Source organism: Streptomyces sp. NPDC016640, from assembly GCF_043076215.1.
Lineage (GTDB): Bacteria > Actinomycetota > Actinomycetes > Streptomycetales > Streptomycetaceae > Streptomyces.
In genome coordinates this window covers 136,343-151,463 of record NZ_JBIBRG010000017.1, presented here as the reverse complement: position 1 = coordinate 151,463, position 15,121 = coordinate 136,343, and the positions used below count along the sequence as shown (strand labels likewise).

Annotated in this window: 14 protein-coding genes and 1 pseudogene; 11 read left to right on the top strand and 4 right to left on the bottom strand. The window is 70.1% G+C overall.

Annotation, left to right across the window (positions count from 1 at the left end):
• The first annotated feature begins 41 nt into the window (after positions 1–41).
• The 3 genes and pseudogenes from ACF07S_RS29250 to ACF07S_RS29240 all read left to right on the top strand — a co-directional run.
• Complete coding sequence (locus tag ACF07S_RS29250; RefSeq protein ID WP_391975565.1) at positions 42–512, top strand: ATP-binding protein; 471 nt, start codon at positions 42–44, stop codon at positions 510–512.
• 144 nt (positions 513–656) lie between these two features.
• A complete protein-coding gene (locus ACF07S_RS29245; RefSeq protein ID WP_391966174.1) occupies positions 657–1,040 on the top strand; it encodes a hypothetical protein in 384 nt (127 codons plus the stop codon).
• A gap of 6 nt (positions 1,041–1,046) precedes the next feature.
• Positions 1,047–1,706, top strand: a pseudogene (locus ACF07S_RS29240) (caspase domain-containing protein); the annotation flags it as partial.
• Between the two features lie 750 nt (positions 1,707–2,456).
• Here the strand turns inward: ACF07S_RS29240 and ACF07S_RS29235 are convergent.
• Complete coding sequence (locus ACF07S_RS29235) at positions 2,457–3,182, bottom strand: glycoside hydrolase family 11 protein (RefSeq protein WP_391966175.1); 726 nt, start codon at positions 3,180–3,182, stop codon at positions 2,457–2,459.
• Positions 3,183–4,459: 1,277 nt separating this feature from the next.
• Between ACF07S_RS29235 and ACF07S_RS29230 the strand changes: the two genes are divergently transcribed.
• The 4 genes from ACF07S_RS29230 to ACF07S_RS29215 are packed head-to-tail and all read left to right on the top strand — an operon-like array spanning position 4,460 to position 8,007.
• On the top strand, positions 4,460–6,661 hold the full coding sequence (locus ACF07S_RS29230) for a nitrate- and nitrite sensing domain-containing protein (RefSeq protein WP_391975581.1): 2,202 nt from the start codon (positions 4,460–4,462) through the stop codon (positions 6,659–6,661).
• Positions 6,658–7,059: a roadblock/LC7 domain-containing protein gene (locus ACF07S_RS29225; protein ID WP_030826382.1), complete on the top strand. Its 402-nt coding sequence runs from the start codon at positions 6,658–6,660 to the stop codon at positions 7,057–7,059. The genes ACF07S_RS29230 and ACF07S_RS29225 overlap by 4 nt, the downstream gene beginning before the upstream one ends.
• Positions 7,059–7,430 (top strand): DUF742 domain-containing protein, encoded by a 372-nt coding sequence (locus ACF07S_RS29220; RefSeq protein WP_391966176.1) that lies wholly within the window; start codon positions 7,059–7,061, stop codon positions 7,428–7,430. The genes ACF07S_RS29225 and ACF07S_RS29220 overlap by 1 nt, the downstream gene beginning before the upstream one ends.
• Positions 7,417–8,007: an ATP/GTP-binding protein gene (locus ACF07S_RS29215; RefSeq protein WP_391966177.1), complete on the top strand. Its 591-nt coding sequence runs from the start codon at positions 7,417–7,419 to the stop codon at positions 8,005–8,007. The genes ACF07S_RS29220 and ACF07S_RS29215 overlap by 14 nt, the downstream gene beginning before the upstream one ends.
• Here the strand turns inward: ACF07S_RS29215 and ACF07S_RS29210 are convergent.
• Positions 7,973–8,953: a winged helix-turn-helix domain-containing protein gene (locus tag ACF07S_RS29210; protein ID WP_391975564.1), complete on the bottom strand. Its 981-nt coding sequence runs from the start codon at positions 8,951–8,953 to the stop codon at positions 7,973–7,975. The genes ACF07S_RS29215 and ACF07S_RS29210 overlap by 35 nt on opposite strands.
• Between ACF07S_RS29210 and ACF07S_RS29205 the strand changes: the two genes are divergently transcribed.
• Positions 8,838–9,185, top strand: coding sequence for an RHS repeat-associated core domain-containing protein (locus tag ACF07S_RS29205; RefSeq protein WP_391975580.1), 348 nt, complete (start codon positions 8,838–8,840; stop codon positions 9,183–9,185). The two genes, ACF07S_RS29210 and ACF07S_RS29205, sit on opposite strands and share 116 nt — an antisense overlap.
• Positions 9,182–9,358 carry a hypothetical protein gene (locus tag ACF07S_RS29200; protein ID WP_391975563.1) on the top strand — a complete coding sequence of 59 codons (177 nt, stop codon included), beginning with the start codon at positions 9,182–9,184 and terminating at the stop codon, positions 9,356–9,358. The genes ACF07S_RS29205 and ACF07S_RS29200 overlap by 4 nt, the downstream gene beginning before the upstream one ends.
• Positions 9,359–9,674: 316 nt before the next feature.
• On the opposite strand, the gene ACF07S_RS29195 is transcribed toward ACF07S_RS29200, so the two are convergent.
• A complete protein-coding gene (locus ACF07S_RS29195; protein WP_391975562.1) occupies positions 9,675–11,003 on the bottom strand; it encodes a class I SAM-dependent RNA methyltransferase in 1,329 nt (442 codons plus the stop codon).
• A 66-nt stretch (positions 11,004–11,069) separates the two neighbouring features.
• Positions 11,070–13,115, bottom strand: coding sequence for an APC family permease (locus tag ACF07S_RS29190; RefSeq protein WP_391975561.1), 2,046 nt, complete (start codon positions 13,113–13,115; stop codon positions 11,070–11,072).
• 648 nt (positions 13,116–13,763) lie between these two features.
• On the opposite strand from ACF07S_RS29190, the gene ACF07S_RS29185 reads away from it, so the two are divergent.
• Both ACF07S_RS29185 and ACF07S_RS29180 read left to right on the top strand, forming a co-directional pair.
• Positions 13,764–14,435, top strand: coding sequence for a potassium channel family protein (locus tag ACF07S_RS29185; RefSeq protein ID WP_391966187.1), 672 nt, complete (start codon positions 13,764–13,766; stop codon positions 14,433–14,435).
• On the top strand, positions 14,435–15,115 hold the full coding sequence (locus tag ACF07S_RS29180) for a potassium channel family protein (protein ID WP_391966188.1): 681 nt from the start codon (positions 14,435–14,437) through the stop codon (positions 15,113–15,115). The genes ACF07S_RS29185 and ACF07S_RS29180 overlap by 1 nt, the downstream gene beginning before the upstream one ends.
• The last annotated feature ends 6 nt before the right edge of the window (positions 15,116–15,121 follow it).

Sequence of the window (15,121 nt, the reverse complement as noted above, 5' to 3'; positions counted from 1 at the left end):
GTATCTGGTCACGCTAGGACGGCACCGGCACCGTGAGCCACATGAACAGCCCAATCTCCACTCCACGGGTGCACGCCTCCGGCACCGAGGCCGGGACCGCCGGCTCCCGCCACGAGTTCGCGATGGCCTTCACCTCCTCCCCGCGCGGCGCGCGCCTCGCCCGCAGGCTGGTCTCCCACCGGCTCGACGCGTGGGGGCACCCGTACGGCGGCCGGGTCAACGACGCCCTCACCCTGATCACCGCCGAGCTGGCCGCCAACGCCGTGCGGCACGGGCACGTCTCCGGACGGGACTTCCACGTCAGGCTCACCCACGGCACCGGCACCGTGCGCGTCGAGGTCACCGACACCCGGACCGAGCGCGTCCCCGTCCTCTCCGAAGCGGACCCGCCCGGCGACGCGGAGTCCGGCCGGGGTCTGCTGATCGTCGCCGGGCTGGCCACGCGGTGGGCGGTCGCCCCGCGCGAGGGCGCGCCGGGCAAGACGGTCTGGGCGGAATTCGACCTGGCGTGAGACGTGCAGGACTCGGCCATCGGCCACCGGGTTCACGCCAACGGCCGCGCGGGCCAGGCTCATCGGACCGTCACTGTCAGTGCCGGGCGCTAGTGTCGTCCGCCCGGCAAGGAGCCGGTGAACCCAGGGGGAGCACGAACCGCCATGCCCGAGAACCACACCGGATACCGGATCTCCGTCGTCGACGAGGACCCGCTGCGCGCCCGCAAGGACGCGCGCGAACTGCTCGCCGCGCTCGCCGGGGCGGACCCCACGGCCACGCTCGACCTTCCCGGGTTCGGCAGCGTGGCAGGGCTCGGGGACAAGGGCGGGCCGTCCGCCGAGACCGTCGGGCTGCTGCTGAACGCCGGGGCGTTCGTCGCCGCGCTGATCCAGGTGTGGCTGGCGCGGGTCCCGCAGCGCACGATCGTGGTCAAGCGGCCCGACGGGGCGGTCCTGCGCGTCACCGGCAAGGAGGCCCGCGAGGACGACACGCTGATCGAGCGGTTCCTCGCGGACGACGGCGGCGACGGCACGACGGCGGGCTGAGCGACGGTGACCGACAACGACCGCCACGCGTTACTCGTCGGTGTCTCCACGTACGACGACGGGGCGTACCGGGACCTCCCGGCCGTGCGGGCCGACCTGCACTACATGCGGGCGGTGCTGGAGAACACCGAGATCGGGATGTACAACGAGTGCGCGGTGGCCGCCGAGCCGACGCGCGTGGAGATGCTGCACGCCGTCGAGACGTTCCTGGAGGCCCGGCAGGCCAGCGAGACCGCGCTGCTCTACTTCAGCGGGCACGGCGAGTACTGCGAGCAGGACGGCCAGCTGTACTTCCTGACCCGGGACACCGACCCCGCCGACCTGCCGGGCACGGCCGTACCGGCGGAGTTCCTGGAGCGGATGCTCCAGTCCTGCCGGGCCGCGTCCAAACTGGTCCTGCTGGACTGCTGCTCCAGCGGTTCCGTCGTCCAGGGCTGGACCGCCAAGGGCCCGGCGGGGCAGCCGGGCCGGCCCGCGCCGAGCACCCTGCTGCGGCCGACCGGCGTGTACTTCATCACCGCGTCCGACGCCCTCCAGGCGGCCTCCGCGATGGCGCCGCAGGGGTCGGACCTCGGCACCTCCCGGTTCACCGGGGAGATCGTCGAGGGCCTGCGCAACGGCCGGATCAAGGACGGCGGCTGGATCACCCCGGACGACCTCTTCGACTACCTGACCGCACAGATGACCCGCGAGGGGGTGCCGGAGGAACAGCGGCCCACCAAGTCCACGATCAGGGCCACCCGGAGCCTGCCCTTCGCCCGGTCGGTGGCACGACCGGTGCGGCTTCCCGTGCTGCCCCACGACGCCACCGGGGCCGCCCGGCGCTCCCCCGCGCTGCTGAAGGCGCGGGAGACGGCCGAGGCGGACGAACGGGACGGCGTCGACCCGCAGCGGCTGCTGCGCTACTACGCGGACTGCCTCACCGCGCAGGCGGCGGCCGGGATGCGGCCGGACCGGGACGCCGGCCGGAACACGAAGTACTTCCTGCTGGCCCAGGGTGAGGAGACCGTCCAGTCGGGCCGCGGACCGCACATCGTCGCGCCCGGCTCACTACACCGGCTTCCGGCGGGTGATGACGCGGCGCGAGGAGATGCGTCTGACACCGCCCGACGTGCTGATCACCAACTACAAGATGCTCGACCTGCTGCTCCAGCGCGGCGAGGACCGGGGGCTGTGGGAGGGGGCCGAGCCCGCAACGCCGTACGCACCGCGCGGCCCAGTCCCTCGGTCGCCCGGTGGACGGGGTGGTGTTGGGCGTGTGGTTGGTCCCGTGCTCGTGGGGTGGGATGTCGCCGATCGCTGTGTGGAGGTGCTGGTTGTCGAGCCGGTCGGCCCATCCCGCGGTGGCGGGTTCGCCACGGTTGCGGGACCCGCCACGAGGACGGAGCCCGCAACCGGTTGTTCGCCGGACAGAGGTCAGCCGCTGACCGTGATGTTCGAGCTCCCGCTGCTCTGGTAACCCTCGGTGGCCATGATCATGTAGTACCTGAACTGGCCCATGTTCATGCCCGCGCGCGCCCAGGCGTCGAAGTGGTTGCCGGTGGTGATGGTGCCGGAGCCACTGGTCACCTTCGACTGCCGGACGCTCCAGTACTGGTCGAAGGTGCGGGTGCCCTCGACGGAGGGGGCGTTGTACCGCGTCGTCTTGTAGATGTCGTACGTGCCGCCGTCGCTGTAGACGGTGCCCCTGTGCTCGCCGGTGGGCCGGTAGCTGCCCCAGTTGTCGACGATGTAGTACTCCACCAGCGGGTTCGACGTCCAGCCGTAGAGGCAGCCGTAGCCGTTGCCCGACGGGTTGAAGTAGCCGGTGTAGCGGACCGTCCTGCGCCCGCCGGTGTTCCAGCCCTTGCCGGCGACGAAGTTGCCGCAGTTGGTCCACCGGGTGCTGTAACTGCCGCCGCCGTTGAGCGTCATGGAGACGGAGCCGCCGCCGTCGGTCCAGAACGAGTAGTACATGCCGTCGTAGCCGGTCTGGTTGGTGGTGATGGTGGTGGCGGCGTGGGCGGTGCCGGGCAGCAGTAGTCCGGACGCGGTGGCGAGCGCGACCGTGCCGGCGCCGCCGAGGAAGCCTCGTCGGCTCAAGCCGCTGAAGGGAGCGGGGTTCTGCTGGATCCGGTCCTGCTGCGTGCCGTCCTGCTGCATGCGTCCTCCCGATGAAGGCTGGTGGGGGGCGGGCGGCTTCTGCTGCCCGCGGCCTTGCATGGAACACGGCGGGGGTCGCCCGTCGTCGTGCCGCAACGACCGACCGCCGCCCCCGGTCGCATGACGCGGGGGGAACGACGGTCTCCTGTCGTTCGGTGGCCACAGTTTTCGTAGAGTGCCATGGGCCTGTCAACACTTTCGACAGCCTTTCGGAAACACTTCTACCACCTGAAGAGGTCTTGGCGAGTACGTCTCCGCTGTTCAAGCCACCTCTCACGCCAACCGTCGCGAGGGATGGGATGAGATGAGGAAGGTACGCACCGCAATCATGTGCGCGACGTTCGAAACTTTCGGATAGGTGTGGACGCGACTGCTGCGGCCCCACCGGGAAGGACTGCGCGCGAACGGCCTGGCACGAGTCACCGCGTACGACGCGCCGAACGGCCGGAGCAGCGCCTGGAACCAGGACATCAGGTAGGCGGGGGCAGGAGTCGAGGGGCCGGGCAACGCCCGCCCCCGCCCAGGATGTCGCGAACCCACTGACATCCCCGGCACCTTCTGTGGCAGGTTTCCGCGCGCCGGCAGCGGAATCCCGCTCGTGGCCGGATCGCCGGCTGCGCGTTGCGAGGGACGCCGTCCACTCGAACCGCTGCCGGAGAGAGACAGGTCGAGCTCTCCTGGCCACAAAACCGCAGGTCAGACACTCTTGTCAGCTAGCTCCAGGATCGCCACGCACTCCACGTGCGCCGTCATCGGAAAGATGCCGGCCTGAGCGGGGTACAGAAAAGACGAGGTCGGACGCGTTCTTCCGGACCGCTCCCCTGCGCGCGGACGGACCCGACGCCTCGAGTGACCCATTTGCCGGTCGGTCCAAGACGTGCGGCCGGGAGAGCGGGTTGCCCTGTCTGCACGAGCACGCCTGTGCCCAGACGTCAGGTGAACGCCAACGCCCGATGTGCAATGCTTCATCGCCCCTACCACATGCGACCAACGGAAGCCATCTCTCCGTTTCTCCAGTGTGGCTGGTTATGATCGGTACATCACGCCGCGTCAAAGCCGAACCGGACTTCCCCCAGTCCTGAACCCAGGACTGCGTCTGGTCTCGGCGGTCGGGCCGTCCCCCCTGGTTCCCCGCTCTCCGAGGATTGATGTCTCCCATAGAACCCGAAGGCACACGAGGGCAGCCGGCGACTCGTCGGCGGCGTACTCTGCGCCTGCGTACACTGCTCATTTGGCTGGCAATCGTCCCTATTCTGGCGATGAGTGCCCAAGTGGCCATGACCGCACAGCCGCTGGTACACCAGTCAAAGCAACTACGCGCTGATGTGGCAGTCGGTGAGCGGACCGATGTACCCCTGACCAGGCTGATGGTCGAACTGCAGGATGAGCGGACGATGACCGCCACACGGTGGGCGAGCGGCTCCGTGTCCGAGAAAGAGCTGCGCGAGCAGCGCGCGGCCACGGACCGGGCCGCGGACGAGTTCCGCCGGGCGGCGGACGGAGCTCTGGCGGCGACCGGGCGCGAGGACGATCATTACGTCGCGGAGCTGAAGCACAGCCTCGCGGATCTGGCCGCGTTCCGCGAGCGCGCGGACGCGCGCAGCGGGGACGCGGATCGGACGATCGGCTACTACTCCGACCTCGTCGACCGCATCATCCGGGTGTACCAGAACGAGTTCAGCCATGCGGAAGACGCCGAGCTCATCCAGGAGAGCGGCCTGGTCGTCACGGTGTTCACGGTGTCCGAGATGGTGGCACGCGAGACCACCATCCTCGCCATGGCCGGGCCGTCCAGGCGTCTGAGCCCTTCCGGGTTCGCCGAATTCGTCAACTCCGTCGGATCCCAGCGGTACCAGTACGACGAGTGGGTCGCGCCGTATCTGACGGCCGAGGAGAAAGCGGCCTACGACCAGGTCTTCGCCTCGGACGGCTGGAAGACGAAGGTCCGTATCGAGGACGCGGTCATCTCCGACCACCAGAACACCGCGTCCGGCATCGAGCTACCCAAGGAAGCTGACGCCTGGCAGGCCGCGTATGACGAGTTCGCGTCGCGCCTTGACGCGCTCAACGCGAAACAGGGGCGAGCACTGCTCGTGCACGCCGACGCCAAGGCCACGCAGTTGGAGAACGAGGTCCTCTGGCTGATCGCCGGAAACGGCGCAGCCGTCTTTGCCGTCGCGGCCGTCATCGTGCTCACCACGCGCTCCGTGCTCCGCCGCCTGCGCGGTCTGCACCAACGTACGGTGGCCATTGCGGAGGACATGCTGCCGGATGTCGTTGCCCGGCTCCAGCGCGGGCAGCCCGTCGACGACGACGCGCTGCCCGCGGTGAGCGGAGACCGGGACGAGGTCGGACGTATCAGCGACGCGTTCGCCCGGGTCGTCTCCGTATCCGTCGACGGGCATGCGCGGCTCGCGGCCGAGCGTCAGGGTTTCGGTATGTTCGCCGCGGGCATCGCCTCGCGCACCGGAAACCTGGTCAGCCGCCAGTTGGCCCTCACCGACGAACTGCAGGACGCCTTCGGACACGACGAGGAGCTTCTCGCCCGGTTGATGCGATCCGACCAGTTGACGGTGGGTATGCGGCGGCAGATCGAGAACCTGCTCATCCTGGCAGGTGGGGAGATCCCCGATCCGCACACCGAGCCCATGCGCGTCGCCGACCTGCTGCGCGAAGCCGCGGCGGAAGTCGAGGACTTCCGGCGGATCGAGCGCCAGGCCCTGGACGAGATCAGCGTGGCACCGCGGGTGATCAGCGAGATCAGCCACCTCCTGGCAGAACTCCTGGACAACGCCACCCGGTTCTCCCCGCCGCAGTCGAAGGTGATCATCCGTGCCGAACTGGTGACGGACGGGCTGTTGGTCGACATCGAGGACCGCGGGCCTCGGGTGACCGCCGCAACCTACGAGGAGATGAACAGGCGTCTGCACTCGGCCCCGCCGTATTCCGTCCTGGCGGAGAACGCGCACCGGCTCGGACTCTTCGTGGTCGGCCACATCGCCGAACAGCTCGGGGCCACAGTGACGCTGCGCCGCTCGGTATACGGAGGGACGTCGGCCGTGGTGATTCTTCCCGAGGAACTCCTTGTGCCGACCGAACCGGTCCGGGCGGGAAAGGAAGCGCCGCGCGCGGCGGCGATGCCCGCCCCGGCACCGGGCCCGTCCGACGAACGCAAGCCCGAGCTGGTCCTGCACGCGAAGACCGGGCCGGCCGGCCGTAGGACGCCGGAGCGCCTGCCCGAGCGGCCGGTGGAGAGTAAGCCGTCGGTTCCTTCCCTGACACGGAGCGGTGACGCGAAGCCGGCCCTCCCCGAGCGCATCCCACAGGCTCACATCGCCGAGCAGCTCCGCGCGCCGCACGCACCGGAGACTGCCGTCCATCAGGACGCGGCGACACCCGAGGAAGTGGCCGACGCCTGGGCGGACTACGAACACGGGACTCAGACAGTGGAAGAAGAACTCCGACGGGATCAGCCATGACGACAACGAACGACATGATCTACAGCGTCCTGGACAACAACCTGAGCAGGATCGCCGGCATCCAGGGAGCCGTGCTCCTGTCCAACGACGGGATCAAGCTCAGCTCGTACGAGCTGGAACGGGACCAGGCGGAGCGCATAGCCGCCGCGTCCTCCGGCATCGCTTCCACGATGAAGGCGATATCCAGGGAGGTCGACGGCGGCCGGGTGATCCGCCAGCTGGTCGAGATGGACGACTGCTATCTCTGCATCGTCGGGTGCGGGGAGGGCAGCACGCTCATCGTGGTGACCTCCCGCAAGGCGCGGCTGGGGGAGCTGGGCGGTGAAGCCGTGCGCACCGCCCAGGCGCTCGGTGAGTGGCTGAGCACGCCTGATCGCGGCCAGGCGCAGCCGTCGTAATGGCGGACGAGCCCAGGCCGGGAGAGGGAGGCCACCGCCGGACGCGGCTGTACGCGCTGACCGATGGACGTACGGCGGCTGCACACACCGCCCTCACCATGGACACCACGATCACGGCGGTGGCCGTCGCGGACGGCCACGGCGGCCTGCCCAGCGAGTGGCAGGCCATCCTCGCGATGTGCTCGCCTCCGGGCGGCCTGGCGGTCGCCGAGATCGCGGCGCGCATGCACATCCGCCTCACTCCCATGACGCTTCTTCTCGGCGAACTCGCGGATCGGGGGCTGATCGAGCACCGGCCACCCCTGGAAGGGGCCGAGACCACCAATGTCCACCTGCTCATGAAAATTAGGGACAACCTTGCCCGGATATGACGCCCCTGCCCAGGAAGCGGACCCCGTCAAAATCCTCATCGCTGGGGGATTCGGCGTCGGCAAGACGACCCTGATCGAGACGGTCTCCGAGATCGAGCCGTTGCGCACCGAGGAGCGGCTGACGAGCGCGGGCGTCGGCGTCGATGACCTCGACGGCATCGAGTCCAAGGCGGTTACCACCGTCGCGATGGACTTCGGCCGCATCACCCTCACCGACGCACGGGTCGTGCTCTACCTGTTCGGCACACCTGGCCAGGAGCGCTTCTGGTTCATGTGGGACGACCTGCTGAACGGGGCACTCGGGGCTATTGTCCTTGTCGACACACGACGCCTCGACCGCAGTTTCCCGGCCGTCGACTTCTTCGAGAACCGAGGGGTTCCGTTCCTGGTCGCCGCGAACTGTTTCCACGGCGAACAGCCCTACACCGCCGAGGAGATCAGGGCGGCGCTGCATCTGCGTGACCCGAACACACCCATCCACTTGCTCGATGCCCGCTCCCGTGACGACGCGCGCGGGGCGCTGCTCTCGCTTCTGGACATGCTCATCGCCAAAGCCGGGGTCGCGGCGACCGACTGACTTCGGCCTGCCACGTGGTGGCGTGGAGGTTCACGACCGCGACCGTAGACCCGGTGCAGGCCGCCGCCGCGTCGGCCGTCGAGGAATGCCGGCCGGTACCAGCCGTCGTCCTCGTACTCGAACCAGCCGTCGTCGGGGAACGCCTCTCGCGGCACGGCCCGGACTGAGCTGAGCCGGTTCTCGTAGCGGCCCTGAAGCCGGGCATGATTGATCCGGCAGATGGGAAGCACAGCTTTGATGCCTGCACCCCGGAAGTACGCGCCGAGCCGACGGCCGTCCCGGCGACTTCATCGGTGACCGACCCGTCAACTCCGTCATCCAACCTGTTGGACGTCCCACAGCACACCTCCCTGATCAGGAGTGTTGCATCGACCGGTTGAACTCGCCCCGAGAACTGGTTGCCCGTGCGGCGCACGATCGGGGTGCATCCCTTGGCGCCCCAGGTTCGGCCGGTGACCTGGTCGGAACGGATACCGACCTGGTCGGCGAAGAGGACCTCGGCGCCCTCGGCCTTCGCCTGCGCGTGGATCGCCGGCCAGGTCTCCTCCCGCCAGACGCGGACCGCTTCCGGGTTCTGCTCGACGGCCCGCTTGTCCGGGCGCTGGAAGGACATGCCCCACCGGCGCAGGTACTTGCCCACCCCCTGCTCGGTCAGCCGCACCCGGTACAGCTTCGCGATCAGATCGCCCACCCCGGCCCGCGTCCACAGCTGCCCAGCCAGCCCCAGGTCACAGGGACGGTGATCCAGTACAGCCCGCCGGACCGCCTGCTGCTCGACTACGTCGAGGACCTGAGACCGCCAGGAGGAGATCGACCGCCGGTTCTTCGCCATCGCCACCGACCTCATCGGCACCCCCACCGAACTGATCGACGAGACGGGCGACATCGCGTGGCGCACCCGGAGCACGCTCTGGGGCACCACGGCCTGGTCCCGGGACAGCAGCACCTACACCCCACTCCGCTTCCCCGGCCAGTACTACGACCCCGAAACCGGCCGCTACACCTCCCCCGACCCCCTCGGCCTCGCTCCCGCCCCGAACCCCGTCGCGTACGTGCACAACCCGCACACCGTGTGCGACTCTTCGGCCTGCCGTCGTACCCGAACGGCGACGGCCCGGCCGTCGGCGGGTACACCTCCAAAGGCGATGGGCAGGGTCTCAAACGCTCCGCCATGGTGAGCGACGACCAATGGCACTTCAACACCGGCCACGGCTACGACCGGGACCGCGTCGGCCCGGACGGAACCACGAACGATCTGCGGACCGCCAACGTGCTGGTCAAGGCCCGGTGGACCTTGCGGGCCATGAATCGCTCCGGGAGCGGGGACGGGCCGCGCTCTCGGCTCCAATAAGCGTGGGGCCGGCGTGGCAGCTCGCCCCGCCGCTGCGCAGGTGCAGCAGGACGCCCGTACCGGACTCCTTGCCCCGTGCCGATGGGTCCGGTCCACCCGGCCCTCCGCTGAAGAGGTCCGGGAGGATGAGGCTTCCGCTTCGTGCGTCATTTGAGCGTCAAGAATCTCCGAACGAGACCTTGAAGACGTCGCCGATACAAGCGCCTCCCTCATGAATGCGCAGGTCAGGGGGCTCTTGAGGGGCGCCCCGTCCGCTCGAACCGCTGCATGGAGGGAAACAGGTCGAGCCATCCCACCCGGGCCACACAACCGCAGGTCAGGCACCCTTGTCCGCAGGCTCCAGAATCGCCACGCACTCCACGTGCGAGGTCATCGGGAACAGGTCGAACACCCGCAGCGTCCGTACCCGGTACCCCCCGTCCCGGAAGTACCCCAGGTCCCGTGCCAGCGCCGCCGGGTCGCAGGCCACGTACGCGATGCGGCGGGCGCCCAGCGACGACAGGTGCTCCACCGTCTTGCGGCCCGCGCCCGCGCGCGGCGGGTCGAGGACGACGAGGTCGGCCTCCGTGATGCCCGTGCGGGGCAGGACGGACTCGACCTTGCCCTGTTCGATGCGGACGCGGGGGAAGGCCTCGAGGTTGTGCCGGGCGTCCTCGACGGCCCGCTTGCCGGACTCGATGCCGAGGACCGCGCCCTGCTCGCCCACCCGGTCGGCGAGCGCGCCCGCGAACAGGCCGACGCCGCAGTACAGGTCGAGGGCCATGTCGCCCTTGCGCGGCAGCAGGCCCTGCATGACCGCGGTGACCAGGGTGTCCGCCGCCTTCGGGTGGACCTGCCAGAAGCCGCCGTCCCCGACCCGGTGGGTGCGGCCGTCCGCGCGTTCGCGGACGAAGGGGCGGCCGTGGACGCGGTGGACCTGGCCGGAGCGTTCGTCGATGCGCAGGACCGAGACCGGGCGGTCGAGTTCGACCAGGGGCAGGCGGGCGCCCGGCTTGGGGGTCAGGATGACCTGGCGGTCCTGGGAGCCCGTGGCGGCGATCGCCTCGACGGAGTCCATGCCCGTCCAGTCCCGCTTCTCGATGCCCAGTTCGCTGACGCCCTCGGCGGCGATCATGCAGTGGTCGATCGGCTCGACCTCGTGCGAGCGGTGCCGGCGCAGTCCCGCGCGGCCGTCGGCGGTCACGGCGTACTGCACGCGCGTGCGCCACGCCGGGACCTGGCCCGCGGGGACCTTGTCGCCCTCGGCGGGCATCACCGTGCCGTCCCAGCCGGCCTCCTCGGGCGTGAGCCCGGCGAGGTGCTGCAACTGCTCGGCGACGACCTCGCCCTTCAGGCGCCGCTGGGCGCCCGGCTTGGCGTGCTGCCAGTCGCAGCCGCCGCAGCGGCCGGGACCGGCGAAGGGGCAGGGGGCGTCGATCCGGTCCTTGGAGGCGTCCAGCACCGTCACCGCGTCCGCGCGCAGGAACCGGGCTCCCTCCTCGCCCTCCGTCACCCGTGCGACGACCCGCTCGCCGGGCAGCGCGTGCCGGACGAACAGCACCTGTCCCTCGGACGTACGGGCGATGCAGTGGCCGCCGTGGGCGACGGGGCCGATCTCGACCTCGTACTCCTCCCCCACCAGCGATTTCCTCGGTTCTGCCTGCATGGGCGGGGTGACTCCACAACATCGAGAGCGGACGGGCGCGTCGGCCCGTGACAACAGCCCACCAGTCTACGTGGGTGTGGAGGTGTCCTTCGCCCGCTCCGCCGGACCGCGGCGCACCGAGCCGGGTGCGATCCAGTCCTGCCGCTTGCGGGCCCGCTTCTTGGCCGCCTCGGACGATTGGAGCTGGTACGGCACCGACGTCACCATCACGCCCGGGGTGAACAGCAGCCGGCCCTTGAGCCGCAGCGCGCTCTGGTTGTGCAGCAGATGCTCGTACCAGTGGCCGACGACGTACTCGGGGATGATCACGGACACCACGTCGCGCGGCGCCTCGTTGCGCAGGCTCTTGACGTACTCGATCACCGGGCGGGTGACCTCCCGGTACGGCGAGTCGAGCACCTTCAGGGGTACGCCGATGCCACGCCGCTCCCATTCCGCGCGCAGCGCCTTGGTCTCGGCCGGGTCCACGTTGACGCTGAGCGCCTCCAGGGTGTCGGAGCGCATCAGCCTGGCGTATCCGAGCGCGCGCAGCGTGGGACGGTGGATCTTGGAGATGAGGACGACCGAGTGGACCCGGGAGGGCCGCACGCTGTCGTCGCCGGGGACCTCCGGTGCCGCGATCTCCTCGGCCACGCGGTCGTAGTGCCTGCGGATGGCCGTCATCGTCGCGTAGAAGATGCACATGCCGAGCAGTGCGACCCAGGCGCCGTGGGTGAACTTGGTGACGAGCACGACGACCAGGACCATGCCGGTGAAGAAGGCACCGAAGGCGTTGATGGCCCGCGAGCGGATCATGTGCCGGCGTTCGGCGGTCGCCTTCTCGGTGGCCAGCAGGCGGTTCCAGTGCCGGACCATGCCGGTCTGGCTGAGCGTGAAGGACATGAACACGCCGACGATGTAGAGCTGGATCAGGCGCGTGGAGTCGGCCTCGTAGACCCACACCAGCAGGCCGGCGGCGCCCGCGAGCAGCACGATGCCGTTGGAGAAGGCGAGGCGGTCGCCGCGGGTGTGCAGCTGGCGGGGGAGGTAGCGGTCCTGGGCGAGGATCGAGCCGAGCAGCGGGAAGCCGTTGTAGGCGGTGTTGGCGGCGAGGAACAGCACCAGCGCCGTGGCGGCGGCGAGGATCATGAACAGGATGCTGCCGTGGCCGAAGACGGCCTCGGCGACCTGGGAGATCACCGGGTCCTGGACGTAGTCGGCGCCGAGCGGGGCGCCGTCGTGGATCAGGTCCTTGGCCGGGTCCTCCGCCATCCGGACGCCGGTGGCCATGGCCAGCCCGATGATGCCGCAGAACATGGTGACGGCGAGCAGGCCCATCATGGCGAGCGTCACCGCGGCGTTGCGCGACTTGGGCTTGCGGAAGGCCGGTACGCCGTTGGAGATCGCCTCGACACCGGTGAGCGCGGCGCAGCCGGAGGAGAAGGCGCGCAGGAGCAGGAAGACCAGGGCGAAGCCGGCCAGTCCGGGGTGCTCGGGCTTGATCTCGAAGTCCGCGGTCGGGGCCCGCATCTCGTCGCCGAGGACGATCCCGCGGAACGCCCCCCACGCGATCATGGTGAAGACGCCCGCGACGAAGACGTACGTGGGGATCGCGAAGAGCGTGCCCGACTCCCTGACGCCGCGCAGGTTCATCAGTGTCAGCAGCACGATCACGCCGACCGCGCAGGCCACCTTGTGCTCGACGACGAACGGGACGGCCGCGCCCAGGTTCTCGATGCCGGAGGAGATCGACACGGCGACCGTGAGGACGTAGTCGACGAGCAGGGCGCTCGCCACGGTCAGGCCGGCCCGGGGGCCGAGGTTGGTGTTGGCCACCTCGTAGTCGCCGCCGCCGCTGGGGTAGGCGTGCACGTTCTGCCGGTAGGAGGCGACCACGGTGAACATCAGCACGACGACCGCGACGGCGATCCAGGGGCTGAAGTGGTACGCCGACAGGCCCGCGATGGACAGGACCAGCAGCACCTCGCCGGGGGCGTACGCCACGGAGGACAGCGGGTCGGAGGCGAAGACGGGAAGTGCGACACGCTTCGGCAGGAGGGTCTCCCCCAGCCGGTCACTGCGCAGTGCGCGCCCGATGAGGATCCGTTTGGGCACGTCGGTCAGTTTGGACACAACAGAGGATCGTAAGCCCCCGGTCCGGGGGCGGCCCACCCGCCACCCCACATCCGCGCGGCCTCTGCCCACCGGGTGAATCAGCGGGGTGGCCGGGCCCCGGATTCCGCAGGTGGGGACAGTTCCATGGCTATATGACCGAACCCTGTCCGTCTTCCCCCGCGGTTCCCCGGCCGCAGCCGCACCTGGAGGTTCCATGCACCCGACCGCAGAACTGATCGGCGCCGCGGCAGCCCTCCTCGGCCTCGGCATCCTCACCCTGGCGAGCGTGCGCAGCATCACGCGCCGTTGACCGTCCCGGGCAGGCGCTCGCCGGTGCCGCCGGACTCCGCGGAATCGTGACGCCGGAGGCGCGCGGCACGGGCACCGCCAGGACGTCGGTCCCGGTGGTCGTGGTGGTTCCCCTCCCCGTCCGGGCCCCGGATCTCGTCCGGGCCCCGGACACGACCCGTGGCGCCGATACGCCGGAGTGCGGCACGCGAACACGACGGCCGGGCCCCGGAGGGCGTCAGGGGCGCGATCCCCCGGCATGATGTTGCCCTGCGGCCCGCACTCAGGCCGCTGTGTGTTGCCTGGCGAGCCGAGAGAGAGACATGGGCACGGAAGTCATGAGGGCCGCAGGGCCTGCAGGAAGCGCGGTGTAACGCGATGCATATTGTCATCATGGGCTGCGGCAGGGTGGGTTCCGCCCTGGCCCAGACCCTGGAGGAACAGGGGCACACGGTCGCCGTGATCGACCAGGATCCCACCGCCTTCCGCCGGCTGGGCTCCTCGTTCGGCGGCCGCCGGGTCACCGGCGTCGGCTTCGACCAGGACACCCTGCGCGAGGCGGGCATCGAGGAGGCGGGCGCCTTCGCCGCCGTCTCCAGCGGCGACAACTCCAACATCATCGCCGCGCGGGTGGCCCGGGAGATGTTCGGCATCGAGAACGTCGCCGCCCGTATCTACGACCCGCGCCGCGCGGAGGTCTACCAGCGCCTCGGCATCCCCACGGTGGCGACCGTCCGCTGGACGGCCGACCAGATGCTGCGCCGGCTGCTCCCCTCGGGCGCCGAGCCGCTGTGGCGCGACCCCACCGGCGGGGTCCAGCTCGCCGAGGTGCACACCTCCACGGCCTGGGTGGGGCACAGGATCAGCAGGCTGCAGGACGAGACGGGCGTGCGGGTGGCCTTCCTGACCCGGCTCGGTGAGGCGATGCTGCCCAGCTCGGGCACCGTGCTGCAGGAGGGCGACCTGGTGCACGTGATGATGCGCACCGACGAGATCAACCGGGTCGAGGCGGCGTTCGCCAAGGGTCCCGGAGAGGAGGGCGGTCACTGATGAGGGTCGCCATTGCCGGAGCCGGCGCGGTCGGCCGCTCGATCGCGGGCGAGCTGCTGGAGAACGGCCACGAGGTCCTGCTCGTCGACAAGGCGCCGACCGCCATCTCGGTCGAGCGCGTGCCGCAGGCCGAGTGGCTGCTCGCCGACGCCTGCGAGATCACGTCCCTGGACGAGGCGGCGCTCCAGCGCTGCAACGTCGTCATCGCCGCGACCGGCGACGACAAGGTCAACCTCGTCGTCTCACTGCTCGCCAAGACCGAGTACGGCGTCCCGCGCGTGGTCGCCCGGGTGAACAACCCCAAGAACGAGTGGCTGTTCACCGAGGCCTGGGGCGTGGACGTCGCCGTCTCCACACCGCGGCTGATGTCGGCCCTGGTGGAGGAGGCGGTCAGCGTCGGCGACCTGGTCCGGCTGCTGCGTTTCAGCCACGGCGACGCCAACCTGGTCGAGCTGACCCTGCCCGAGGAGTCGGCGCTGGCCGGCACCCAGGTCGGGGACGTCCAGTGGCCGCAGGACACCTCGCTGGTCGCCATCATCCGCGGCACGCGCGTGCTGACCCCGACCGGGGAGGACTCCCTGGAGGCGGGCGACGAGCTGCTCTTCGTGGCCGCCCAGGCCCGCGAGGAACAGCTGGAGGACCTGCTCTCGGTACGCAAGGACGACATGCCCCGCCAGTGACACGGG